Source organism: Pseudoalteromonas sp. S554 (assembly GCF_005930865.1).
GTDB classification, from domain to species: Bacteria; Pseudomonadota; Gammaproteobacteria; order Enterobacterales; family Alteromonadaceae; genus Pseudoalteromonas; species Pseudoalteromonas marina.
On the sequence record NZ_PNDV01000031.1, the window covers coordinates 1 to 25,780 of the forward strand.

The 25,780-nt window shown below is 36.7% G+C and carries 19 protein-coding genes and 1 tRNA gene; 5 read left to right on the forward strand and 15 right to left on the reverse strand.

Annotated features, from left to right (window positions below; translation table 11 throughout):
- Nucleotides 1-516: 516 nt before the first annotated feature.
- Nucleotides 517-1,002 carry a transcription/translation regulatory transformer protein RfaH gene (gene rfaH / locus CWB65_RS07360; protein ID WP_138740291.1) on the reverse strand — a complete coding sequence of 162 codons (486 nt, stop codon included), beginning with the start codon at nt 1,000-1,002 and terminating at the stop codon, nt 517-519.
- A 293-nt stretch (nt 1,003-1,295) separates the two neighbouring features.
- On the opposite strand from rfaH, the gene CWB65_RS07365 reads away from it, so the two are divergent.
- Complete coding sequence (locus tag CWB65_RS07365) at nt 1,296-2,681, forward strand: MBL fold metallo-hydrolase RNA specificity domain-containing protein (RefSeq protein ID WP_138740292.1); 1,386 nt, start codon at nt 1,296-1,298, stop codon at nt 2,679-2,681.
- Nucleotides 2,682-2,798: 117 nt separating this feature from the next.
- Here the strand turns inward: CWB65_RS07365 and CWB65_RS07370 are convergent, their stop codons facing one another.
- The 14 genes from CWB65_RS07370 to CWB65_RS07435 all read right to left on the reverse strand — a co-directional run bounded on the left by CWB65_RS07370 (nt 2,799) and on the right by CWB65_RS07435 (nt 20,059).
- The gene (locus tag CWB65_RS07370) at nt 2,799-3,449 is read right to left on the reverse strand and encodes an HAD family hydrolase (protein ID WP_138740293.1); all 651 of its coding nucleotides are present in this window, start codon (nt 3,447-3,449) and stop codon (nt 2,799-2,801) included.
- Nucleotides 3,446-4,132 carry an acylneuraminate cytidylyltransferase family protein gene (locus tag CWB65_RS07375; RefSeq protein ID WP_138740294.1) on the reverse strand — a complete coding sequence of 229 codons (687 nt, stop codon included), beginning with the start codon at nt 4,130-4,132 and terminating at the stop codon, nt 3,446-3,448. Before CWB65_RS07375 ends, CWB65_RS07370 begins: the two co-directional genes overlap by 4 nt.
- Before the next feature lie 5 nt (nt 4,133-4,137).
- Entirely contained in the window at nt 4,138-5,763 is a 1,626-nt protein-coding gene (locus CWB65_RS07380; protein ID WP_138740295.1) for an aldolase catalytic domain-containing protein, read from the reverse strand.
- 121 nt (nt 5,764-5,884) lie between these two features.
- Nucleotides 5,885-7,297 carry a phosphomannomutase gene (locus CWB65_RS07385; RefSeq protein WP_138740296.1) on the reverse strand — a complete coding sequence of 471 codons (1,413 nt, stop codon included), beginning with the start codon at nt 7,295-7,297 and terminating at the stop codon, nt 5,885-5,887.
- 12 nt (nt 7,298-7,309) lie between these two features.
- Nucleotides 7,310-8,719 carry a mannose-1-phosphate guanylyltransferase/mannose-6-phosphate isomerase gene (locus CWB65_RS07390; RefSeq protein WP_138740297.1) on the reverse strand — a complete coding sequence of 470 codons (1,410 nt, stop codon included), beginning with the start codon at nt 8,717-8,719 and terminating at the stop codon, nt 7,310-7,312.
- Nucleotides 8,716-9,750, reverse strand: coding sequence for a glycosyltransferase (locus CWB65_RS07395; RefSeq protein ID WP_138740298.1), 1,035 nt, complete (start codon nt 9,748-9,750; stop codon nt 8,716-8,718). The genes CWB65_RS07390 and CWB65_RS07395 overlap by 4 nt, the downstream gene beginning before the upstream one ends.
- Nucleotides 9,725-10,969 carry a hypothetical protein gene (locus CWB65_RS07400; RefSeq protein ID WP_138740299.1) on the reverse strand — a complete coding sequence of 415 codons (1,245 nt, stop codon included), beginning with the start codon at nt 10,967-10,969 and terminating at the stop codon, nt 9,725-9,727. The genes CWB65_RS07395 and CWB65_RS07400 overlap by 26 nt, the downstream gene beginning before the upstream one ends.
- Nucleotides 10,970-11,028: 59 nt before the next feature.
- Nucleotides 11,029-12,174, reverse strand: a complete 1,146-nt coding sequence (locus tag CWB65_RS07405; protein WP_138740300.1) for a polysialyltransferase family glycosyltransferase — start codon at nt 12,172-12,174, stop codon at nt 11,029-11,031.
- A gap of 17 nt (nt 12,175-12,191) precedes the next feature.
- The gene (locus tag CWB65_RS07410) at nt 12,192-13,658 is read right to left on the reverse strand and encodes an oligosaccharide flippase family protein (RefSeq protein WP_138740301.1); all 1,467 of its coding nucleotides are present in this window, start codon (nt 13,656-13,658) and stop codon (nt 12,192-12,194) included.
- Between the two features lie 78 nt (nt 13,659-13,736).
- The gene (locus CWB65_RS07415) at nt 13,737-14,699 is read right to left on the reverse strand and encodes an exopolysaccharide biosynthesis polyprenyl glycosylphosphotransferase (RefSeq protein ID WP_171047576.1); all 963 of its coding nucleotides are present in this window, start codon (nt 14,697-14,699) and stop codon (nt 13,737-13,739) included.
- A 3-nt stretch (nt 14,700-14,702) separates the two neighbouring features.
- The gene (locus tag CWB65_RS07420; RefSeq protein ID WP_171047577.1) at nt 14,703-15,617 is read right to left on the reverse strand and encodes a Wzz/FepE/Etk N-terminal domain-containing protein; all 915 of its coding nucleotides are present in this window, start codon (nt 15,615-15,617) and stop codon (nt 14,703-14,705) included.
- A 21-nt stretch (nt 15,618-15,638) separates the two neighbouring features.
- Entirely contained in the window at nt 15,639-18,308 is a 2,670-nt protein-coding gene (locus tag CWB65_RS07425) for an SLBB domain-containing protein (RefSeq protein ID WP_138740303.1), read from the reverse strand.
- A gap of 122 nt (nt 18,309-18,430) precedes the next feature.
- Nucleotides 18,431-19,213, reverse strand: coding sequence for a DUF481 domain-containing protein (locus CWB65_RS07430; RefSeq protein WP_138740304.1), 783 nt, complete (start codon nt 19,211-19,213; stop codon nt 18,431-18,433).
- Between the two features lie 27 nt (nt 19,214-19,240).
- A complete protein-coding gene (locus tag CWB65_RS07435) occupies nt 19,241-20,059 on the reverse strand; it encodes a mechanosensitive ion channel family protein (RefSeq protein WP_138740305.1) in 819 nt (272 codons plus the stop codon).
- 274 nt (nt 20,060-20,333) lie between these two features.
- On the opposite strand from CWB65_RS07435, the gene CWB65_RS07440 reads away from it, so the two are divergent.
- The 4 genes from CWB65_RS07440 to CWB65_RS07455 all read left to right on the forward strand — a co-directional run.
- A tRNA-His gene (locus tag CWB65_RS07440) sits at nt 20,334-20,409 on the forward strand.
- Nucleotides 20,410-20,652: 243 nt separating this feature from the next.
- Nucleotides 20,653-21,978, forward strand: coding sequence for a porin family protein (locus CWB65_RS07445; RefSeq protein ID WP_138740306.1), 1,326 nt, complete (start codon nt 20,653-20,655; stop codon nt 21,976-21,978).
- A gap of 12 nt (nt 21,979-21,990) precedes the next feature.
- Nucleotides 21,991-23,103, forward strand: coding sequence for a FecR family protein (locus tag CWB65_RS07450; RefSeq protein WP_138740307.1), 1,113 nt, complete (start codon nt 21,991-21,993; stop codon nt 23,101-23,103).
- 40 nt (nt 23,104-23,143) lie between these two features.
- On the forward strand, nt 23,144-25,780 hold a 2,637-nt coding region (locus tag CWB65_RS07455; RefSeq protein ID WP_138740308.1), incomplete at its 3' end, for an Ig-like domain-containing protein.

The window sequence follows — 25,780 nt, forward strand, 5'->3', positions numbered from 1 at the left end:
TTCTCTGTGGTGATAATAATTTTTTACTTTACCATTTAGGTTAAAAATAAAACTGCAAGGCAATTTTGACCACCGAGAACACAGAGGCGCTGCGCGCTACACAGAGGAGAGCGTAATACAATGAGTTGGTTTTAAAATCACTTCTCCTGTACTTCTCTTTGTCTTCTCTGTGGTGATAATAGTGTTTTAGCTCGACTAGCCCTTCGGGCACGTTCCAGTTCGTTACAAAACTTACTCAATTAGGAGTACAGCTTCTTATGATTTTACAAAGCAATTAACAATGTAAAAGCGTTGCTTTTAAACGCCAGCAAGCTGCGCGTCTACGAATAGCCCTTCGGGCACGCTTCACGTTCCAGTTCGTCGCAGAGCTCCTCTCGCTCCAGCTTGAAAGCAAAACTATTTGCTTATCTAGCCCTTCGGGCACGCTTCCGCCCCTAGGTTGCAGTTCCTACTTACTGATAAATTAACTATTTTTTAATAATTACCGAGCCAGTGGGCTAGTTGCCTACAAAACCTTTAACTAAATTCAATATCTGTATTATCTACGCTCATTTCTACCTGCTTATTAAGCAAGTTAATTAACAAAATGCTGCGCAGATCGCCGTCGGGCTCTTTGTATATTGCGTCTATATTTTTAAACGAGTGGTTACTCACTCTTACTGCATCGCCTTGTTTAGGTAATTGCGATTCAACAGTATGCGACTTGTGATTATTTAAATACTCAATTATTGCTAATGGTACAACTTGGAAATTAGCCCCATATGTTACAAAGCTACCTATACCGCGAGTATTTTTTACAGCGGCAAATGGCCCACTTTTTGAGTCTAGGCAAACAAATAAGTAATTTGGAAATAAGGCGACTTGTTTGACGGTACGACGACCTTTAACCAGCTTTTCGGTGGTTAATATGGGGTAAAAAGCTTTAATTCCTTGATTATTCAAGTTGGCTTTTGCCCGCTCTTCTTGGCGCGGCTTACACATAACTAAATACCAACTTTCCATGGCAACCTTACTACCTACTAAATTGCAATAAACACAAGATTAAACTAAATCGAGCGCTATTATAGCCAGCGCATAATGCCTATGTAAATAAGCCTGATAAGTTATTGGTTACTTACATAACCAATATTCATTGTTATTGTTTACGTAACAATTACTTAACCAAAGTGAAATTTATGATTGCCTTATTGTCACCGCTCACTTTTCATTCTAACAATGTATTGATTTTATATTTTGCAAATTACAAAAATATTATCTACCTTAGGTAATTAACAAGTTTTTTCGAGTAAATGTATATGGATATACTTCACCATGGCGCGGTTAATGGTGTTACAGGCTCATGCCATGAGCTTTTAATTAATGAGCAAACAAGTGTGCTTATTGATTGCGGATTATTTCAAGGGGAGGACTCAAAAGAAGACTTATCAATAGAATTTGATATTAGCCACGTTATAGCGCTTATTGTTACGCATTGCCATATTGATCATGTGGGCCGAATTCCCTATTTATTTGCCGCGGGTTTTAAAGGGCCAATATATACCTCGCAAGCTTCAGCAAGTTTATTGCCGCTAGTAATAGAAGATGCGCTAAAAGTGGGCGTAACACGCGACCCTAAAATTATAAATGCCTGCCTAAAACTACTAAAACGCCGTGTTGTACCCGTTGATTTTAAAACGTGGTTTGATTTGCCATGCAATGGACAGCAAAAAGCTAAAGCACGACTTCAGCGAGCTGGGCACATTTTAGGTTCAGCCTATGTTGAAATTGACGTTAAAACGAATAAACATAGCAATAAACTAAGTAGCATTCATCGCATTGTATTTTCGGGTGATTTGGGCGCTCCATACACGCCATTACTCCCCTCACCTAAAGCGCCTTATAAAGCCGACACTTTAGTGATTGAATCCACCTATGGTGATAAAAACCATCAAGGGCGTAAACAGCGTACCCAAACACTTAAAAAAGTAATAGAGCGCGCGGTTGCAGATAATGGCGTGGTGCTAGTGCCTGCATTTAGTATTGGCCGAACCCAAGAGCTCCTTTATGAACTAGAACAACTTATACATAGCTCTGGTAAGCATTCTAAATGGCGAGAAATACACGTAATACTCGACTCCCCCATGGCGGCAAACTTTACTGCTCAATATAGAAAGTTTAAGCACTTGTGGGATAACGAAGCAAAACAAAAAGTAGCCAAAGGCCGTCACCCTCTTGATTTTAAAAACCTAACCACGGTTGATTCGCACAAAGAGCATATGACCATTATTAATTACTTAAGTACGCGCCAAACGCCTGCTATTATTTTAGCCGCCAGCGGTATGTGTACTGGTGGCCGAATAGTTAATTACCTAGAGCGATTTTTAGGTGATGCAACCGCCGATGTTTTATTTGTGGGCTACCAAGGGAGAGGCACGCTAGGCCGCGATATTCAACAATACGGCCCACGTAATGGTTATGTATTCATAAACAATACACGCGTTACCATTAATGCCAAAGTACACACTATTAGCGGCTATAGTGCGCATGCCGATCAAAACGGGTTAATTAAGTTTGTAACGGGTATGCGTAAAAAGCCAAGCCATATAAAAATTGTGCATGGCGATGATGATGCAAAAGCTGCATTGGCAAATAAGTATAAAGAGGTGTTGGGGGAAAGCGTTAAAGTTGAGATAGGAAATTAGCTTTAACGCGCCAGCAAGCAAGGCGCCTACATAAAAATATACATTTAAACTCTCTGCAGGCGCAATTTTTTAAAACATGTTTGTTTGTTACTGTTGCAACTCTAAATAAATTGTTTTTTAACTATTACAAAGAAGATTATAAACAGATTTTTCATGTTGTATGTTTTGATCTTTTAGCCAAGCATCTAGATCATTTACTTCAGACCAATTTGTCATAAATATAAAGTCGAGATTAGCATTGGTTGCAGCTTCAAAGTCATATTTACTATCGCCAATAAAAAGAGCTGGGAGCTTAATATTAGCATTAGCTATTTCACGAGCCAATATCTCATCTTTGGTGTCAGGACTGCCAAATATACCGCCATCGTAAAGTGAATCTATCCCCCGCTTGGAAAAAACATCTCTAAGTTCATGTTGCGCACCACCAGATACTATTAACCAGTTTGCATTTCCAGTTTGCTTCTTAAGTAGTTCCAACCCTTCTACGATCTTACAGCTCAACAAACCAACTTCAACCTCTCTAGCATAAGTATCAAGTAACTCTGTTAGTGTTGGCCCTTTAATACCTTTACATTGCTGTATAAACCACTCAAATTTTTTATAACGAGATATACCGCCTCGAGCTACATGATAATCCACTAAACTTTGCGCTTTTTCTTCTCCATATGGAAGTGCCGCTTTATAAAAAGCGGTTGTTTTAACTTTATTAGAGTCAAGCACAACACCATCGCAATCAAAAATAATTGTTTTATAGTCTGTTATTTTCATAGCTCGGCTAGCCCATTATTAGCTATCGCTTCAGCGATAACAAAGTCTTCTGGCCAATCAATATCATGTGCAATAATTTTATCCATTGCATATAAATAAGGGTTATTACCAATTCGATCATTTAATGTTAAGTAGTTAGCTGCGCTATTTAAAAATACAGCACTATTAATTTCGTATATTGGTTCGATCGTCTGAGTGCGAGGCCACTTCTCTTTACTACGATCATAATTAATAGGACCATTTTTGTTCCATAAAAAACCATGGATTAAAGATGTTGTCATTAATGAATCAAAACCAGTTTCTAACTTTTCAAAGTAATCTTTTATAATAAGTTCGTACTGCGCACTATTTATGAAAGGTGACGTTACATGGGTCCATAATATATGACCTTCAGGAACCAAACTTAATGCGTGCGCGACTAACTCATCTGTACTCGTGGAGCTACTGCAAAGAGCATCATCGCGTTTATGTATTACAAGCCTCTCATTTTTTATAGTGGCCGCATAATCTAAAATTTCGTTATCGTTTGTTGATAAAATAACTTTATCAATTGCGGCACACCCTAGTAACTGTTTTAATTTAAGTTCTACTAAACCATTTTCAAACTTATTAAATGGTTTAATATTTTTCTTAGGAACGCGTTCGCTCCCTTTTCTACAGGGTAAAAAAGCAAATACAGCCATGTCAGTTACTCCATTAAACCATAAATACTTTGTGATTTAATTTCATAGCGCGTTGGCGTGACCGAAAGCAGTTCTAGAGCATGTTCTTGAGATGCATATAACTTAAGGAGTTTATTCATTTCAGAATTACGTGGATCATCAGCACTGTAACCATCAAAGCCAGCCATTAATAATTTAGATGCTTTACCTGCAGTAATTGCTGATAGTGCATAGCAAATAACTAAAGACGTTGGTAATACGCTTGATTGGCTGCCAAAGCTAAATGTATCGCTTTCTATTGATAATCCATAATCGAGTAACTTTTTATCTTTCAGCGCATCTAATACATCATCAGGTAGCATTGATGCAGGTGTAATTAAAGGCTGTGGTAATTGAGCATGTGCACTACAATCTGCTAGCAATCTAACTGGATGACATGCCACCCTAAAAGCAATTAATGATTGAGCAATAGAAGATTGCGTGTTCAAAGCAATCACAACAGGATTATTTTTGGTTATATAACTTTCAAGTACGGTTCTGTGTTCTGCAACACCAGGCCCTGTACCAAGTAATAAAACCTCTTTCCCTTCAAATATATCAGTAGGATTCCATGAGCCTCTTGGCTCTCCGATATAAAATTCACGAGTTGAATCTAATGTATCGAGCTTAAATTTTTTCCCGCCTTCAAGTTTTAAATGCTCAATTGCAGCTAAAATATCTTCTTCACTATAGCGAGAGTCACCCATCATTTCTTGAATGTAGGTTGGGTGGATCCCATATTTACCTGCTAAATAATAATATGGATTTGATCCCCAACTGCATTGATTTTTTAAAGGTTGAAAAAAGCTACGAATTACACTCATTAAAGGCACCATATTGATATTTATTGATTTTAAGTCTGCAACTTCAATAACTAACTCTTCTGTTCTTGCATTACCTGGGCCACGTCCCATACCTGTTACAGTCGCATCTAACCATGTAACACCATCGTTGACCGCCTGTAATGTATTTTGTAAGGCAAGCCCCATATTATCATGGGTATGAATTCCCATAGGACCTTCCCAATGCTTACGTAACCAACTAATGATTTTAGACGTTTGCAGTGGATTCATACTTCCCATACTGTCGGCAAAATACAATGAATCGATAGGGTATTTACTTGCTTCTAGAGATAACGCTTCAACTTCTTCTCGTGAGCGCTCAGCTACCTGCATTAGATTAAAACCAACAATGTATCCTCGCTCTTTTAGCCAATTACAAGCGGGTAAAGCGTTAACAAACTCGTGGACATGACATGCAATCCTTACCACATCCACAGGTGAATCAGCTGCTTTTACAGGAAAAAGTGTACTTAAAACACTTTCAAGAGGTGTTTCTCCGACTAACTCTGAGCCATTAATCATTACGGCAACACTTAATTGCTCAGGAACGACTAATGAGTTAATAAAATTATCCGTTGTATAAGCGCTTGCACCTTTAAAACCTTTATTAATTAGTGAACGTAGACCTAGCTCAACAATATCAACACCTGCGGCTTGCATAGCCTCTAAATATTGATTAATTAAATCGGTAGGAAAATCCCAACTGTTATAATAACCTCCATCACGTAGTGTGCAGTCCAATACTTTAATGCTTTTATTATCTTCGAACATTTCAAAGATTCCTTAATATTTAGTTGGCAAATAAATGCTTATTTATAATGTTACGCAATGCGAGTGAAAAACGTGATAATGCAATGCGCTTATGTCTTTTTAATTCTAAGAAAGTGTAAAATTACACTGCAATATTACGAGCAAAATCTAAAGCTTTAATAACAATTTGTTGAGCATTTTGAAGCGAACTAGACTCTGCATAACAACGCAGTTCAGGTGCATTTCCTGAAGGCCTTAAATGCACGATATCATTATTATTAAGTGTGACTCTTAGCCCATCAGTAACATCCACTTTTTGATGTGGCTCTAAATTATACAAAGCTGTCAATAATGAAACGTCATTACTTAACTTAGTCAGTAAAGCCTTACTTTTGGAGGTAGGAAACTCTTTTATTCGATTACTTGCAACAAAGCTTTGAGGTAACTCATCAAGCATATGACTTATACTTTTGGGCTGTGCTAATACAATGAGAGCAGGGAGCAATGCATCCCTTGTTGGCAATGATGAAATTACCTGCCCATTAAAACTAATATCACTCGCAAGTAAATAACCACCGTTAGCCTCAAAGCCAGCAACGCGTGATGAATTAACAAGCAACTCGTTAAATTCAGCAATAACATATGGTGAGCCAATTTTAGTTCTATTAACTTGCATGAATAGGCCTGACTTCTCAATTGCAGTATTGCAGCTAACAGGTATAGCTAAAGAATCGACGCTCAAAAGTTTACTGCACAATAGCCCTAATAGATCTCCATTTAACCATTGCCCTTTTTCATCTGATAGCAATGGTCTATCACCATCTCCATCCGTTGAAAAAATGGCATCGAAACCATATTCATTAACCCAATCAATTGCTTTTAGTTTATCCTGCTCTGATACAGCTTCTGTATCAATTGGTATAAAGTGATCGCTTCTCTCTAAACTTATAACTTCTGCACCAAGCTCAATAAAGAGTTGCTTATAAATATCTCTTCCAGCACTTGAATGCTCATAAACACCTATCTTTTTTCCTCTTAAGGTATCGGGGGTAAATAAACATGCGTAACGCTGACAGTATGCCTCTTTGGCTGACTTATCTATGTTTAATTCTATTAAATTTGCAGGTAATGGTTGCACTTTTACTGGACTGTTAAAAATTGCAACTTCATCTTGTTTGCTTATTTCACCATCAGGTCGATAAAATTTTAAGCCGTTACGATCAAAAGGAATGTGACTTCCAGTAACCATTATTGATGGCATGCAATCTTGCATTGCTTTGAATGCTAATGCTGGCGTTGGAATAACCCCGTAGTATTTTACATCTAATCCGTGTAATTTTAATGCTGATGCACATGCTTGCGCCATAGCATAGCTACTAGGACGGTTGTCTATCGCGATAGCAACTGTATCAAATGAAAAATCGTTTTCAATTGCATCAATAAAAGCAATAGTAAAAGCAGCACAAACATTAGCCGAAAATACATCAACTAAACCTCTAGCACCACTTGTACCAAATAGCACTCCGCTTTCTTTTATAATAGTCTGTGCTTGCATATTTAAGCCCTTCTAATTTTCCAGTCTTCCGTAACGGTCTTCAAAGCGAACAATATCGTCTTCACCCAAATAAGAGCCTGATTGGACCTCTATCAGCTCAAGATCAACTTTGCCCGGGTTTTCTAACGCGTGTATAGCTGTAATTGGGATATAAACAGATTCATTTTCCGTAATAAACTTTTCTGTATCATCTATCTGCACTTTTGCTGTACCAGAAACTACAATCCAGTGCTCGGAACGATGATGGTGCATTTGAACAGATAATTTGGCACCTGGTTTTACTGTAATACGTTTTACTTGGAAGCGCTTTCCGCTATCAACTGAGTCATATTTTCCCCAAGGTCTATAAACTTCTCGATGAAAAGTAACCTCTGACCGTTGTTCTTCTTTGAGTTGACTTACAATTGATTTAACAAGTTGGGACTCTGATTTTTTAGCTACGAGTACTGTATCCTTTGTATTGATAATTACTAAGTCTTCAATCCCTACTGTAGTGACCAGCTTATCTTCACTGAATACGAGAGAATTTTTTGTATTTACAGACTTAACGTCACCTGTAAATGCGTTTCCATTATTATCTTTCGGTGAGACTTCCCATAATGCTGAAAAACCACCAATATCATTCCACTTAGCATCCATAGGAATGACAATTGCATCATTTGTTTGCTCCATTACAGCGTAATCAATTGATTCATCTGGACATTCTATGAATGCACCTTCATCTATCCGCATAAAGTCCATATCACTAGATTGCACCTTAATTGCTTTTTCACAGACGCTTAAAATATCCGGGCGAAACTCTTTTAGCTCTTGTAAGTATTTACTCGCTTTAAATAAAAACATGCCACTATTCCAATAGTATTGACCGCTATCAATATATTGTTGGGCAGTTTCTAAATCCGGTTTTTCTACAAAACTATCGACGATAAATCCATCATTTTGTGCTTTACCTCGTTTAATATATCCATAGCCTGTCTCTGGTTTATTTGCGACTATACCAAACGTTACGAGATTACCTTTTTCAGCGTGTGCTCTAGCTATTAAAATACTTTTTTGAAATGCGGCTACATCTTCAATAACATGATCTGCTGCTAAAACAAGTAAAAGAGGGTCGTCACCATTTTCTATTGCCTTTAAGGCAGCTAAGGCAATTGCTGGAGCCGTATTTCGCCCAACTGGCTCTAATAAAATACCACTATGAGATACATTTGCTTGGCGAATTTGTTCTGCTGCTATGAAGCGATGCTCTTCATTACAAATAAACATCGCAGGCTCATGTGGTAACCCTTCTAGACGGGTAATTGTTTGCTGCAACATTGTTAAGTCGCCACTTAACTTTAAAAATTGCTTTGGGTAATTACCACGAGAAAGAGGCCAAAGACGAGTACCCGAACCGCCTGCCATTATTATCGGTAAAATCATTTAACACCTGTAACTAAATTAGTTTTTAACTTCTGAAAAAGCTCTTTATACTGTCGTTTAAGAGCTGCATTATCATATTTGCTAAACTCTAATTCAACGCCGTTTTTATATTTCAATTCATTTGCTTTGATATCCAGCATACACATAACAAATTGCTTAATATCTCCATGCTTTACTAAATATCCACTTTTTCCCTGCTCAATATATGAAGCTAACTCACCAACATCAAATGAAATAACAGGTTTACTATATGCATAAGAATGGAGAATAACACCACTTTGTGTTGCACTATCGTATGGCAACAAAGTGGCAATTGCCCCCTTTAATAAAGCATCAAGTTTTACATCTTCGATGAAGTAATTCATTAACTCAACATTTGGTAAAATAGCAAGTTGTGCCAATGCAGGGTCATCCCCTTTGCCAGCGATTAGTACTTTCTCACTTCTCCCTAGACGAGTTAACTCATTAGCTACTTGGATAAGATATTTTAAGCCTTTATAAGGTTCGATACGGCCAAAAAATAAATAGTAGTTTTGTGCCTCTTCACTTATCGACTTATCAAAACCGGAAAGGCTTAAGTGATGGGTTGTTTTATTTGTAGTTACTTTAGAGAAGACAATAAACTCATCCGCAAGCATGCTTTTTACAAACTTATTATATAGTTCAACAGCTTTTTGCTGCTCACCTTGATGGGGGGTCCAATCATGTATAGTAAATACAAGCTTTATTCGACAAAGCTTACAGAGCATCGCAACAGGTAAATTAGCGATGTGCGCAGTATCAAATACGACTGTATTAATGCGATTTATAAGCAACTTAAATAAAACAGCAAAAGACAAAAAACAATCTAAAAAAATTCGCCACGAAAAACCAGACACATTCGCATATGAAGATTTAGAAATATTTAGCTTATTAGCTATTTTTTTATTTGCAAAAAAGCTAATTTCATCTTTAAAGAAATGATATTTCTTTTCAAAATACATTTCTAAATCAGGATTTGTAGAATTACAAATCACTGCTATTTTTTTCATTTTTGAGTACCTTATTTCTATGTTTAGCAAAATAAAAGCCTAGGAATATCCACATAGCATATAGAGGCAATCTTTTTCTCATATAGCTACCAACATGCGATTCATAATAAACAGAAAGTAAGGCTAATATAATGGATATAACAATACCTAACATCAGTAAATAGCTACCGTTTTTAACTTTTTTGTACGAAAATAAACACACTAGAAACGGAATGAGAAAAAACAATATTGGCTCTAACATCATTACTTTCCATAATGCATTTGCCTTTAGTGCATAAATTGATATTGGCGCGAATAAATAAAAGTATAAAGAGGTACCTATCGTTTTATATATACCCAGTACAGATTCATAATCGACAGCAATTACATCAGTAGCTCCGGCTAATACTGAGTAACTTTTAATTGCAACTAAAATAGTAAAAACGTCAGGAAAGTAGCTTTTCAGTAAGAGCAATGGAATTGGGATCAAAACAATAACAACAGCTAGTTGTAAGAAAAAAACTTTAAAGCTCTTCGTTTTAAAGAGAACTAAATATATATAAGAAAATAATAATACCAAGGAAAACTGTGGTCTGTAAAAAATAAGTATTACAATAATTAATGATAAACATATACCTTTAAATAAGGTTCCTCTTCCATTCACTTTGTGTAATAGGCATATAAAACCTATTGAGAAGAGAGAAAACAAAAATACATCTTTTTCTATTTGTACTAAACGAATAAGTAATGTTGGATAAAATGATATAAATATAGCAAATAAAAAAGCATACCAACTTACATTTACCTCTGCTAATGTTTGTCTTCTATTATCGCTTTCATCTAATAGCTCCCTTGCCAATAGCAGTACAGCAATGCAAAAGAATAAAATATTTAGTGACTTAAACCCGAGAGTACCGGCCTCCGGAAATATCAAATACAATGGCACTGCAAGTGCAGAAAAATAGAGTGACTTAGGAGAGTCGTATCCAAACTCAGAAGTTTGAAAAGCGAATATAACCTCTTTCTCTATGTGGCCTAAGCTTAATAATTGACTGGCCATAAGTTTAGCAGTGTAAAAATATAGCTTATCATCGACTAAATCTTTTTTAACAAATATCGAAAAACCATCGCGCCCCATATTAATTGAGATTAAGTGCACAATAAATAGGTAACTTAATGAAAGCGTAATGATTAAGCCAGCTAAGTAGTATATAGGCCTACTACTCAGCTTAAGGTACATAAGTGCTCCAAACAGTACTGAGAGGACCAACAGGACGCTAATCAGGTCATGTACAATTACTAGCATTTGTGGCCCTGAATATAAGTTGCTACATTCTGAACAGGGTCTAAACTAGGCTCTCCAAAGATATTTTTTAGCTTTGCTTTGTTTTCTGAAATAATTTTTTCCGACTTAATATTCTTGCTAGCTAATATTTCAGTAAACTCTGTAACTTCATTATAATTAAATCGATGAGAAGAAATAGACTTTATATATTCTGGTATATCGTGGCCAGGAAAGTCGATTAGCAATATATTGTTCGTAATAAAGGCAGCTTTAGCGACTAACGAGCTATAATGCCCAACATAAAGATCTGAAATGGGAAAACGTTTTTTTTCAAAAACAACAACACCAGCTAACTCTTTGTATAATGTTAAATCACTTCTAGGGTGGAGTTTAATGGTTAAAGTTAGTTTTTTTTCTTGACAGCTTTGAGATAACGCCTTCATAAAGTCAATTAAGATCTTCCTTGCTAATCGACCATCTTCAACCAATGTTTGCGTGATGTAACATACACCTTCTGCTGAAATATTTTCATTTTCATTTGTTAAACTTTTTAATTCTGGATAACCAACAACGTCTTGCTGACTAAGAGCATAACCAAACACATCTTTATGATATTGCTTCCAATAATCGCCATAGACTAAAACATGGTCGGCATTTAATTTCTGATAAGGTAATGATGTCTGTTTGATATTTTTTCCAAAAATAAAAACTTGTATATAGTTATATAGCGTTGCAATAAAGTTTTTATCTACCAAAGAGGCGACAGCATTTACATAGCAAACAAACCTAAATACTTTTTTAACTTGATGAATGAGCAGTGACGTTTCTCTTTTGATAAATGGAATATATAAACCATGCTGAAACATTATTGTATAAACTCCACTTTCTTTCGCTCCTAGGACAAAAGCTGTATCTGGAATTCTTTGCGCCATTACAGTTAGTATTTTTATTTTAGATTGAGTTATTATTCTTTTTATTGAGTACCCGCTAATGCTTTGAACTTTAATTAATTTTGAATTTACGGGGAGAATAGCTAAAGCCTCCTCCTCTGATAATGAACCTTCTTGCTCATAAAAGAAAAAAAAAGATGAATCGGTTTTTTGATTTAAAATTTCATGTGCAATTAAACTTGGGTATCTAGTAATACCCATTAAATTCATATCGAAAAATCCATAGTTCATGATTGTTCTACTCTTCCTTTATTTCGCACTAAACTCAACATTTTCACATACCTTGCTTTATCTTTCTCTCTAGGAAAAAACAACACTACAATTAATATACTTGACGATATAATCTGTATATAAAAATCATAATAACTAAATAAAAAAACGAACACTATAACGAGCATAGTTCTATATAAAAAAGAAAAGTCAAAACTGTCTATCGTAATTTTAAATGACATATAACAATGTAAAACAACAAATTCAAATACCGCCTTAACACTAAATAGTATTGCAATTGCTATTACTGAATATATATGAGAAAGGTAGATACTTAAAAGAAGATAAAGCGCTGAGAGAATTAGGTAAATTAGAGCCACTGGTTTTTCAAATACCGTTGCAGTTAGAACTCGAAGAGGTACCACCGCTAATGCTTGAAAAAATACACCTATAGATAATATATTTAACAGTTGCGCAGAGTTTTTAGCGTAATCTGCATTAATCCATATAGCTAAAATAGACTTTGATAATAACAAGGTTCCAACAACAATAACACCCATCATTAAAGCTATTAATATGTACAAAGTATTTATAGATTCTTTTAATTGTGCAATATGTCCATTTTTAAACCAAAACGAAAACGCGGGGAAAAATGCTGCACTTATAGAGCCATATACAATACTAGTGCGTGATATGAGGTCATATGCTGCAACATAATATGCTAGTTCCAATAGACCTATATTAGAGCTAATAATAAATTTGTCAGCATAAATAAGTATAATTGACGATAAAGAGATTAAAGTTAACCAGCCACCACTTGTAATCAACTGCTTTGAAACATAGCTATCAAAACTTTTAGTAATATGAGTATAGTAATGAAAAACTCTATTTAATAAAAAAATAAAAGAAACAATATGTATAGTTATAGCAATATACATTGCATAGAACATTTCCAGCCCAGCAATATAACAAATTGCTGGTGATAGAAATAATACTGAATTTAGAAAAGCTCGGTTTACAGCTGTTATTTTAAAAAGTAACTTAGCCTCTAAGATCGCTCTTAATAAAATGATCAACAAAAATAATGGCGACGCATATAGCACCGCACTTAACATTTTATAGGCATTTTGATAGTTATCGTTACTTGAATCTATAAATAAACTGACTATTTCATACGAAAAAAAGTAGGTCGCAACACTAACAGTTACACCTATTAAAAGCATTATTAAAAACGATGATGAAATAATATCGCTTATAGATTTTTCACAAGATTCATGCGCCAAAAGCCGATTGACTGATTGAGCAACACCAAAATTTAAATAATTAAATAATACAACTATACTAATCGATAAAGAAAAAACAGCAAAAAGCTCAGATCCAAACCACTTTATAGTTAAGGGTACAGATAGAAGAGCACTCAAAATAGGGAATATTTGCAAGCTCATATTAATAAATGAGCTTTTCATAACATCACTAGTTTTCATACTAAAAACATATTTAGTTTGGTATAGGCAGGGATTGCCTCATGCAATAATTTATAAAGAAAGTTAAGTCCCCTCACTTTAATGGCCCATACCTAATAAAACAACTTTAAATGTTTTAAATAAAATTTTAATATCGGCCCAAGTACTATGATTTTTGATATAGTATATATCGTACTTATGCTTCCATACCGCATCTTCTAATGATGCACCGTATGGATATGAAACTTGTGCAAGGCCCGTAACACCGGGCTTTACAGCGTGTCTAAACCGATAATATGGGATCTCTTTTTCCAGATCTTTAATGAATATTTCACGTTCAGGCCTTGGTCCAACAATAGACATGTCTCCACGAATAATATTGATCACTTGAGGAAGCTCATCTATGCGTGTTGCACGAATAAAGCGACCAACTCGTGTTACTCTTGAGTCATTTTTATTGGCCCATTGAGCACCATTTTTCTCCGCTTCTGTGTTCATTGATCTAAACTTAATAACTTTAAATGTTTCGTTATAAAGCCCGGTACGCTCCTGCTTATAGAACACAGGACCTCGGGATTCCAACTTAATAAGTAAAGCAATAATTAAACTTATCGGTAATGTCAAAATTAATAATAATAAAGCTGAGATAATATCTACAAAGCGTTTCACAAACTGAGTTCGTTTATTCGATAAAATACCAAACGCTTTTTGATGAAGAAAGTAGCCACTGTTTAAAAGCATGACTTCAGTGAAACCAACTCTCTTCTCCAAATAGTCATCTAACGATTCAACATAGCCACCATATTCGAGCGCTTCAACTAATAATTTTTTATAATCACTGTCTAGATCAGAACTTTTATAGTGACAAATTACTTTCGACTTATAATTTTTAATCGTTTTATCATTAAATACAAAATCAAAATTATGCTCTTTTTCAATTACTCGTAGCATATCTACAGAAGATTGGGGGCAAAAAACATAAATAGTTTTGCAGGTAAATGATTTACCTTTTAAGATGTTTGATTTATTACTTTTTTGAACATTATGTGAGTTATTAATCATTATTTATACGTCCGCACGTTGAGCTTCTTTAGCTACGAAACGAGTCAATGAAGTTAAAAAACCGAGGAGTGAACCTAATAGTAAACCCAAAATGCACATTAATATTCTATTGGGAGCAAATCGTTCCTCAGCTTCGTAAGGCATATCAATTACTTTGAACACATAATCCTCTTTTACTTCCGCTAACATTTGAGTTTGAAGTTGCTGTTCCATCAATGTAAATATCTGTTGTTTTAATTCATTTATATTTGTTTTTGCTAATGCATCATTTAAAAATTTCAACGTATTTTGGCTAACAGCAATATCTTTTTCTCTAATTTTCATATTTACTTCTAAAACTAAATTTACAGCAATTTCCTTTGCTACCTTAGGTGAAAAATACTCAACCTCAATAACTGTGTAACCTGTTTCTGCTACTGTATTTATTGATAGGTTGTGCTTTAAAAAGTAATCACTAACTTCATATAAACTTGGCTCATTCTTTTTAGGGAATTTAACATCTCGTTTCCATTGATTTGTATTAGCATCATACTCATCACTGTAAATAGCTTCGTCTTTTACAATATCCCAACCATCAACACCCATTAGGAAAATTTTTAACTGATACTTTTCTATAAAATCAATTAAAAAGTCTTTGCTTTTTAAAGTTTCTAGGGCCTCTATAGTTTTATCACTTCCACCGCCACCAAGATTAACTCCAGCAAGTGATGCTACACCACCTAATTGAGATGCTAAACCAGACAGACCACTGCTATTACTTTGAGCTGAAGGAGCAACTAAAACTTCTGATCTATATCTATCGGGGCTATTGAAGGCAACTACAGCCATGATTAAAGTTATTACTAAAGCTATACATACTAAAATATGCCAATCTTGCTTCAAATGCCTATAGAACCGAATTATATTAAAATTGTTCAATTTCATACCTTAGTTTAGTATTTAAAGACTACCAATCGCTGCAACAGCAACACCTAGTTGATAAAGGATCTGCGTAGCTGTACTCCAAAGCGTCAGCTTGTCCATATGGCCAGCATCCATAGGGACTACTATTGTATCGCCTGGCTCTAACTGGTTTGCATTATTAGCCGCGAACCAGCCTCCTGTATTTGGAATTTCAACAGAGCCATTCGCTTTAATAATGTAAATGCGGTCTTCTGCAGCTCGTTCTTTAAGGCCGCCACTTAGGTCAATGTAATCATCAACACTTACGCCTGCTTTATAAAGGTGCGATGTAGAGTAGTTAACTTCGCCAATAATACTTATAGAATCACGTTTGCTTGGTACGTAAAGCGTGTCGCCATTTTGTAGAACTAAGTTTTGTTGGTTATTTACTATTAAAGGTAAATCAATAACTAAACGCCCTACCGCTTCAACACTTGCTAAATCGTTTAGTAGTTTATCCATCTCATCGTATGAAAGAGTGTTACCACTTACTGAATTTTGAAAGCTTTTTGATGCAATATCACGGCGTAGCTCGGTTGATAAACGAGCTAGCTGTTGTTGCTCTTGCTCCTTTATAGAAACACGAGTAAATATTGCTGCGTTTTGTTCTGCAAAATCAGAAAAACCACCCGCTCGTTTAAGTAAATCAGTAAGCGTTTCGCCTCGGCGAATAGTGTATGTACCCGGGAACTTAAGTTCACCTTTTAACTGTACTTTTACATTTTCTTGCCAGTTAGGAATCGAGAAAATGTTAATGCTGTCTTTACTACGAAGGGTGATATTGTTTTGTGATTCACCTTTTAGTGCACTTTCAAGATCAAATCGTACGTGTTCTACCTGAGAGGCATCACCTAAAACAATGCGCGTTATTTCAGCTTGTTTAGTATAAGCGGATTCTAATAAGCCACCTGCTGCGGTTACTAAGTCGGCTACTTCGCCACTCACTGTAAGAGGATAAATCCCTGGGTAAGTGACGTTACCGTTAATTTCAACTAGCTGCATAGCTTGCGCTATTGATGCTTGCTGTTTTAACTTTTCGATAATAGGAAGAAGTAAATTATGGCGACTAAAAAAGGCATAGTCTTCTGCTTTTAATTCTTGCGATTGTTCGTTAACTTTACGTTTTGAAATATCTGCAATTGTGAGGGCTTGCCCACTTTCAGTAATAATTTCTTCTTTTTGGTTTATTCCAATGTATTTTTCAAACTCTTTTTGTTTAAACTCATACCATTGCTCGGCTTTAAGTTGTTGCTCTTGTTGTTCTTGGCTTAGCGCCATGTTTTCAAGCGCTGTTTTTTCTATTTCTTTTTCTTCAAAGCGGCTAAATATAATGATTTTGTCGTTCGCTTTTAGCGCTAGGTTATTGTCAGCGTTTTTAATAATCGCTTGCGCTACGTCAAACTGGTGCGCTTCTATGTCACCATTAATGTTTGTTTCACGAATTAATAAACCGTAACTTAAGTCTGCCTGAGGAAGTAAATCGCCGCGCACTGACTTTAGTACGTCTGAAATACGTTTACCTTGGTACCACTGATAGTTACCTGGGCGTGCAACAGCACCAATTAGGCTGATTGAATTTTCGTATTGTGAACTTACCGAATTAAAACGAACTCGGTCGCCATCTTGTGGAATATAGCTAATGTTACTTTTGCTAAAATCAACAGAGAGTATTTCTTTACGCTGATTATTAAAACGTTCAACAACCACGTTTTTAGCATAAGCCTCTGGTTTTAATCCACCGGCCATGTTTAAAAGTTGTTTAGCCGTTTCACCTTGTTTAAGTTCAAAAATAGCTGGGCGTTTTACAAGGCCTTCAACCGTTATTTGTGAACCAACAGAAGGTACAAATACAACGTCCCCAGGTTTTAATACTATATCTTTACTGCTATCGCCGTTGATCAGTAAATCGTATAAATCGAAGTTACTAACCACTTTACCAGCGCGTTTAACTTGAATATTACGAAGAGAAGCAATGTCAGATACACCACCACTGACAAATAATGCATGCGATACGGTAGTTAAAGACGAAACACTATAGCTACCCGGTTTGTAAGCCTCACCTAATACTAAAATACGCATGCTGCGTAACTGCCCAAGCGATACAAACGCTTTTACGCCTATAACTTCCTGCTCTACTTTTGCATTAATAAGCGCTTTTACTTCTGCAAACGTTAAGCCTGCTACTTGAACTGGTGTTAAATCAGGAATGCTAATTCTGCCCTCACGATCGACTGTAACATCAAAACTTTCACTTTCTTTACCATAAAAGTTAATGTTTAACTGATCACCAGGGCCTACTAAATAAGTATCAGGAACTGCTGCGCTTTCATTTGGCATAAAAGAGGTCGGCTCACCGGCAAACAGTGAATAACCAAATGGTTTTAATTCATCTTTTTTAGGATTAAAGCGCTCATCATCGCTGAGTTCTGCTTGCTGTGGCTCTTCGCGCTCGCCAATCGTTGGCTGACTGGTTGGTGTTTGATTACTTGATTGGTTTGATCCTGTGATTGTAGAAATGTCAACACCATACTGCTTAGCTAAGGCTTCTTGCTGTGATTTAGGTAGTTTTTTAAATTGCTCTAGCTGCGAAGCAGTTGGCGTAAAAGCCATTGCGTTGATGCTAAATAAAAGAACAAAAGCACTTAATAATTGTGTAAAAACTTTCACGAGTAGGTATATCCCTAGGTCTACAACCAAAATTGGTGGCTATAATACATTAATCTGAGGCAAATAAAAAAGGGACTTTCGCCCCTTTTGTCATTTAAATGTCACTAATTTAATGGTTTTGGTTAAAAACTGTAAACTAGTGTGAATGACGTCTCTGTGTCTGTGCTTTCTTTGTCATCAGCAACGTCTGAGTTGTTGGTAACATTAAAAGCTACTTTCATTTGTAAAGAACCATTAATTTTAGCAAGCAATGCCGTTTCTGAACGTGTTTTAGTGTTCGTGTCACCGTATTCAACCGCCACTAGCTGCGTAAAACGTGCATTATCAGAGATTTGCCAATTGTAGTCTAATTTACCAAGGGCAATTACTTCACCTTCAAACTCACCAGCAAGCGGGTTGCCATTTTCGTCTACTTCAGTGCTGTCATCTGGGTACTCAAAGTACTTGTAACCCGGACCAATCTCTGCGCTTAACCACATTGTTTTTTCATTTAACAAACGTAAGCCATAACCCGCTGAAATTACAGATTCACTGCGGTATGCACCAAAGTAGTCTGAAACGTGTGAACCATAAATGAATAAATGAGAATGCTCTTCATTTAATTTGTAATTACCTTGGGCTGAAATTGAGTACTTTTCGTTTGTGCGTTGAGTAACTTTGTTACCGTTTGCATCGTCAACTTCATCTTCTTTATAGATTCCGTCAAGCTTGTACTCGTTGTTCCAGCTTTCTAAGTTGTGCTGTACTTTAATACCACCTTTAAGCGTTGTTGTTTCAGTGTTACCACTAGTAACAATAGCACCAAGCTCACTGGTAACTTCCCACGTTTTTTGCTCTGCATCTTCAGCGAAAGCGTTAGTCGCAGCAGATGCTGCAACTAACACTAATAAAAGCTTTAATTTCATTAAAAATAACCTATTTAATACTAAAAATTAGTCTTGCTTGTGTAAATGAACATCCATTTGCGGAAATGGAATTGAAATATTTGCGTCGTCTAATGCAATTTTAATATTTTCCATTAATGAAAAATATGTAGGCCAGTAGTCAGCAGCATTAACCCAAGGACGCACTACAAAGTTAACACTTGAGTCGCCTAGCTCATTAACAGCTACTGTATAAGCAGGGTCTGTTAGTAAACGAGTCTCTGCATCAAGTACTGATTTTAATACTTCTTTTGCTTGGCGTAAATCAGCATCGTAACCAACACCAATCACTAAATCGATACGACGAGTTGATTCTCTTGAGAAGTTAGTAATAGCGCCCGACATAATTTGAGAGTTAGGAACAATGATTACTTTATTATCTGGTGTGCGAAGTTCTGTAGAGAATATTTCGATTTTTTTAACCGTACCAGATTTGCCACCGGCTTCTACAAAATCACCCGATTTAAACGGACGAAGTAAAATGATTAGTACACCCGACGCAAAATTAGACAGTGAACCTTGCAATGCTAAACCTACCGCTAAGCCGGCTGCACCTAAAATAGCAATGAATGACGTTGTTTCAATACCAATTTGCGAAAGCGCCATTAGTACTGTTAATGCAAATACAAGGGTATACACAATGCTTGCTACAAAAGAACCAACCGCTTTGTCTACCTGTTTTTTTGCAAACCCTTTTTCTGTCAAGTTAGAACAAAACTTAGAAACCCTACTACCTATTAAAAAGATAATAAGCGCAACAACTGCTTGAATACTATAGTGTAAAATTAAGCCTGAGTTATCATTAAGCCAATTAAGTACTGAATCCATGTTTACTCCAAATGTTTTTGATTAGTGTTTTTCCGGATAGCATTATACATTAATTTACAATTTGTTCTCATTTATTAATGAATTCATACTATATATATGGCGAATTGTTTATAGTTTTTAATCGCGCATAGCTTGAAGAAGCATTACTGAACTTTCGCTGTACGAGAGTGAATTTTTAGATTTTATTTTTAAATTTAATTTTTTTTAATTTAAGGCTTCACAAGGTTTATTATTTTATGTATTATGCGCGCCACACCAAACAAGGTGTGTAGTGGCGGTTGTAGCTCAGTTGGTAGAGCCCCGGATTGTGATTCCGGTTGTCGCGGGTTCAAGCCCCGTCAATCGCCCCATTTTTTTCTATACCAATCTTCCTCTGTTAATAAAATCTACAACGTTAATCTTACACAAAATTTTTAAACCCGCTTATATTCAAATTTGTTAGCCATATATTATCTTCGATGAATTGATATTTATGCTTAAAATTAAATATCATTGAATTTATTATGTATTTTCATTAAAAACCGCTTATTTTCTGTTCAAAACCTATTTTTACTGTAAAATATATCTACACTTTTCAAGATATATAACTAAGTATGATTAAACCGATTCTAAAGCTTTTCCTATGTAGTTATTTAACCGCCCTCAGTTTTAGTTCTATTGCACAAAATATTAACAGCTACAGTCAGTTTTTAATCGATGTACAAAAATTAGTCTCTGAAAAAAAATTTCATCAAGCCTACCAGCTAAGCCAGGAACAAAACCAGTATTTAGGCGAGCCCACTTATGATTTTTTGTTAGGTGTTTCTGCTTTAAAGTTAAATCATACTGCTGAGGCTATTTTTGCTTTTGAGCGCACCATTGAAAGCAACCCAAAGTGGTATGAAGCGCGTTTATTTTTAGCTCGCGCTTATATGTTGGTAAAAAACTTTCCTGCTGCACAAAATCAAGCCTTAATACTTGTTAACTCATCTATGGCGCCAAACACCATAAAAACCTCTGCACAGGCATTGTTAGATAGGGTCGCTTTACAGAGTAAACGAGCCGGTGATTTTTATTCTCAAAATATTGAGTTTGCGTTGGGCGTTGATGGCAACGTAAATGCAGGCACCACAGAAGATACAATTATTATTCCTGAAATTGGTGAATTTTTATTATCTCCTGAAAGCAAAAGCACAGATGATAGTTACGCTAAGCTTAATTACTCAGGTAAATACTCTTACCCTATTAATCAACAAAGCACTGTAGTAATAAACGCTAACGCTGGATGGTATAAATTCGCCGAACTGAGTCAGTATGACAGAGTTAATGCCCATTTTAGTGCTGCATACAATTATGAAATTGGAAGTATTAATTGGCACGTTCAGGCTTCAACAACACCTTTAATACTTGATTCGGAACTTTATAGAGCTGAGTCGGCTATAACCTTGGGGGCTAACTTTACGTTATCAGACAGTATTACCCTTTTTGCAGCGCTCAGTGGGGGGGATTTAAACAACCGATTTGACGACAAGCTCGATAATACATTTTATGCGATTAATACTGGAGTAAGTTATTCAACACAGCATTGGTTTAACCGCTTTAGTGTCAATGTTAAAAATGAAGACGCTGACTTAACTCAGGGAGAGTTTAATAGTCGCCAAAGCACCAGTGTGTACTACCAAGCCAACACTCAATTAGCCAAAAATTGGCAATTACTTTCACTTGCTGGTTACCAATGGATTAATTATCAAGAAGATCATCCTTTATTTTTGCAAGAACGTGCCGATAATCTACTTATGCTCTCGGCTACTGTTCGCTACTTAGTTAATCGTGATTTTGCGTTGCAACTAACCACTAACTATCAGGATAAAAGCAGCAATATTGCTTTGTTCGAATACGACCGTTTAGACATTAATTTAAGCGCCTCTTACTCATTTTAATTTAAGGTATTTATGAAACACATACTTCCTATCATTACCGCCTTACTGTGTGTAAATTTTTATGCGCAAGCAAGTGAGCCAGCGGGTAAAACAATTTTGGCCCGTGGTTCTGTATTAGCAACAAATGAGGCAGCCCAACAACGTCAATTACAGCGTCGTGATACTGTTTTTGGTATAGACCGAATAACGACTGGCAACCAAAGTAAAGCGCAGTTTTCAATGTTAGATGGCGGTTTAATTTCTTTAAAAGAAAATTCAGAACTTAATATAGCCAATTACCAGTTTGATAAAAACACACAACAAGGGTCTGCATCTATTGAGTTACTCAAAGGCGGCCTGCGTTCTATATCTGGCGTTATCAAAAAAAATGGCGGTGCTTATGACGTCAAAACCCCTGTGGGGTCAATTGGTATTCGTGGCACGCACTTTGAAGTGCAGCTAGTAGGTAGTGATGTATTTATAGCTGTGTGGGATGGTGCAATCGACCTAACACTTACAAATAATAACGTGCTGTCGCTTGGTGATAATGAAGCGTTTTCGTTTGCAAAAATTACAAGTACTGGTGATGTTTTTACAACAACGCGTGCCGCAGCTGTATTTGATCAAACCGTTGCAACTATTGAGCCTAATAGCGAAAGTGAAGAAACAGAGCAAACTCAAACAGCCTCAACAAACAACACAATTATAGAAGATGATAGCACAGCAGACGCATACTCTGAGCAGCAATTTCAGGCTGTAGATAACGCCTTTTTAGTTGACCAAATAGCTCAACGCCAAGGTGTTTTTAACTACAGCGCTTCTGATTTTAGTGTGGCTTCAAGTGCTGGAGGCGTTACCGACTTTTCTATGACTATGGCCGTTGATTTTGACAATGGAACAGTGCCTGATGGCGAAATTAGCTTTAAAGATGCAGGTGGTACATGGTATGCCGCGTACAGTGGTTTAATAAATATAAGTGAACTTGATTTAGCTATTACGTTTGCCTCATACGGAAACAATAAAGCAGAAGGTGATATAGACGCGGTGTTTTTAAATGACCTAGACACCATTATAGGTAACTTTCAGTTGAGTGAAATTAATAATCCAGATGTAAACGCGAGCGGTTCTTTTATTTTAGAACCGTAAACACATTGGATAGACCGCTTTTATTTTGGAGTATTAAATAATGACCGCCAAAAAACACTTTTTGCTTGGTTCAATGATGTTTGCACTAAGTGCTTGCGGAGGCTCAGATGAGCAACAACCTCAAGCGTCAGCGCAAGCGCCTACATCTACAGTTAACCCACCAGCCGTTGCAAGTTATGTAAATTTAGCGGGCGTTTTAGCCAGTAATAAAACAACACAAATACAGATTTTAGGTGAAAATACCGTGAGTCGCGGCGCTGTGGGCTCAGCTATAGCAAACTCGCAAGCTACTATTGGCTTTACTCAAACAGAAACAGTACAGGGTAATGTTTCATTTTTACTTAACGCCCGCGATCCCGACGGTATTAGCGAAATAAACTTAGTATTACCCAGCGTTAATAAAAGCCTGCCTATTTGCTCATCTGATTGTGGTAATGAATACGAGCGTTCTGTTATTGGGTTAAGCCCATCTCTTTATGGTGTAAGTGCTGGAGAATTACGCTTAGAAATATGGATAACAGATACACTCCAAAACCAAGTACTTGCCGATGCAATTACGTTTAGCTGGCAGCCTCATCAAATTGTAGGAGTAACAGCTCAACGAGAAGATCAAGGTATTAACCTTGCTTGGCAAGCCAACAATGAGCTAAACCGTTACAACGTATATATTGCCACCCAACCGGGTGTGTCGCCTTCTAATGTTGATGAACTTGAAAATGGCCAACAATTTTTAAGCATTTCGGACCCTTTCTTTACAATACCAAACACGATTACAAACAAAAGCTATCAAGCTCTTATAACAGGCATAGATGGTAGCGGTGAAAGTGGGTTTTCTAACTTAATAAACATAGCTCCCCTAGGTGGAGAACTTGCTTTTGCTCCTACAGCTAACAACGATATATTTGAAATTGATGAAGATACTGCCCTGCAAGGCAATGTACTAACAAACGATACGAATCCGTATAGCGGACAGCTCCTTGCCAACACACAAGTATTAGTGCCCCCTTCGCATGGCTCAGTAACTATGACCGAATCGGGTGATTTTACTTATCAGCCTGCGCTTAACTTTAATGGTGAAGATGCATTTAGCTATCAAATTATTAACGAGCTAGGCAGAACCGACACCGCGGTTGTGGCAATAACTATCAACCCAATTAATGATGCGCCTACTGCCCTAAACAATACCTATAATATTTCAAGTGATGGTACGTTAACTGTTTCAGCTCCCGGTTTGTTAGGTAATGATAGCGATGTTGATTTAGATGAACTTACGGTTGATATAGCGCCTGTTAATGAGCCGCTGCGCGGACAGCTAACCTTATTTGCTGACGGTAGCTTTGAATACCAAGGCGAACCAAATATGCAAGGTGAAGATAGCTTTCAATATAAAGTTATTGATAACCAAGGCGGTGAAGCTACAGCAACTGTATTTATTGTAAGCACCAATACTAACTCGGCTCCCGTTGCTAATAACGATAGTTATAACGTAAACGAAGATAATACGCTTGTTATCTCTGCAGAAAATGGGGTACTTAGCAATGATACCGACCCTAACGGTGACACATTTACGGTAGACGACACCTTTATAGTTGCACCTACTCACGGGCAACTTTTACTTAGCATTGATGGCAGCTTTAGTTACATACCTGATGCTAACTTTAATGGGGTAGACCAGTTTCAATATGCAGCCATTGACTCTCAGGGCGCCAGTGCCACAGCAACTGTCACTATCATTGTAAATAGCCAGCCAGATAACCCGGTTGCGCAAAACGACGCATATCAGTTTAGCCGAAATAGTCTATTTTCAGTCTCAGCTGAAAGTGGCCTACTAGCCAACGACTTTAATATAGAAACTGGCGAACTTACTGTTAACACCACACCTGTTACAGTGCCTCAAAACGGCACGCTCAATTTAAATAGTGATGGTTCATTCACTTATCAACCCAATGCTGATTTTTCTGGGGTCGATAGTTTTTCTTATTCAATTTCAAACGTTCAGGGCTTAACCGCAACCGCTCAAGTAACACTAAGTGAAAGTGGAAATAACACCTTCCCTGAGGCAAGCGATGATCAGTTCACCATAGCCGAAGATAGCAGCGCAACACAGCTTAATGTATTAGCAAATGACACAGACGCTGACGGCGATACCATTACACTATTTAATGTAAATAGCACACTTGGCTCAGCAAGCATTGTTAATGGGCAAATTGAATATACCCCGCCGGCCAACTTTTCTGGGCAAACTGTTCTTACCTACAGTATTACTGATGGGTATGAAAATGGCTCTCCTGGTGAGAAAGACAGTACCGCAAGTGTTACGATTATTGTAACGCCTGTAAATGATGCACCCGTTGCAAACGCTGACCTTGCTACCATAAATGAAGACGCAATTGCATTGCTCATTGACGTTTTAGCCAATGATTCGGATATTGATGGCGACAGCTTAATATTGAGCGAAGTCTCTGCCGACAGTGGCACTGCGCTAATTATTGAAAATCAAATTCAGTACACACCTGCCCCTAATGCAAATGGCGTAGCAACGGTGACTTATTCAATAAAAGATGCGCAAGATGCAAATGCGACTTCAACACTAAGCATTACTATTTTACCAATCAACGATGCACCCGTTGCCACTGCCGATACTGCAACTATGGATGAAGATGCAGCGCCTATTACT

Excerpts from the sequence above, each read along its gene's own strand:
- CWB65_RS07445 (WP_138740306.1), top strand. The coding sequence starts at position 20,653 with ATGATTAAACCGATTCTAAAGCTTTTCCTATGTAGTTATTTAACCGCC.
- CWB65_RS07400 (WP_138740299.1), bottom strand. The coding sequence starts at position 10,969 with ATGTACCTTAAGCTGAGTAGTAGGCCTATATACTACTTAGCTGGCTTA.
- CWB65_RS07405 (WP_138740300.1), bottom strand. The coding sequence starts at position 12,174 with ATGAATTTAATGGGTATTACTAGATACCCAAGTTTAATTGCACATGAA.
- CWB65_RS07435 (WP_138740305.1), bottom strand. The coding sequence starts at position 20,059 with ATGGATTCAGTACTTAATTGGCTTAATGATAACTCAGGCTTAATTTTA.
- CWB65_RS07375 (WP_138740294.1), bottom strand. The coding sequence starts at position 4,132 with ATGGCTGTATTTGCTTTTTTACCCTGTAGAAAAGGGAGCGAACGCGTT.
- CWB65_RS07365 (WP_138740292.1), top strand. The coding sequence starts at position 1,296 with ATGGATATACTTCACCATGGCGCGGTTAATGGTGTTACAGGCTCATGC.
- CWB65_RS07450 (WP_138740307.1), top strand. The coding sequence starts at position 21,991 with ATGAAACACATACTTCCTATCATTACCGCCTTACTGTGTGTAAATTTT.
- CWB65_RS07430 (WP_138740304.1), bottom strand. The coding sequence starts at position 19,213 with ATGAAATTAAAGCTTTTATTAGTGTTAGTTGCAGCATCTGCTGCGACT.
- CWB65_RS07390 (WP_138740297.1), bottom strand. The coding sequence starts at position 8,719 with ATGATTTTACCGATAATAATGGCAGGCGGTTCGGGTACTCGTCTTTGG.
- CWB65_RS07410 (WP_138740301.1), bottom strand. The coding sequence starts at position 13,658 with ATGAAAACTAGTGATGTTATGAAAAGCTCATTTATTAATATGAGCTTG.
- CWB65_RS07415 (WP_171047576.1), bottom strand. The coding sequence starts at position 14,699 with ATGATTAATAACTCACATAATGTTCAAAAAAGTAATAAATCAAACATC.
- CWB65_RS07380 (WP_138740295.1), bottom strand. The coding sequence starts at position 5,763 with ATGTTCGAAGATAATAAAAGCATTAAAGTATTGGACTGCACACTACGT.
- rfaH (WP_138740291.1), bottom strand. The coding sequence starts at position 1,002 with ATGGAAAGTTGGTATTTAGTTATGTGTAAGCCGCGCCAAGAAGAGCGG.
- CWB65_RS07385 (WP_138740296.1), bottom strand. The coding sequence starts at position 7,297 with ATGCAAGCACAGACTATTATAAAAGAAAGCGGAGTGCTATTTGGTACA.
- CWB65_RS07395 (WP_138740298.1), bottom strand. The coding sequence starts at position 9,750 with ATGAAAAAAATAGCAGTGATTTGTAATTCTACAAATCCTGATTTAGAA.
- CWB65_RS07370 (WP_138740293.1), bottom strand. The coding sequence starts at position 3,449 with ATGAAAATAACAGACTATAAAACAATTATTTTTGATTGCGATGGTGTT.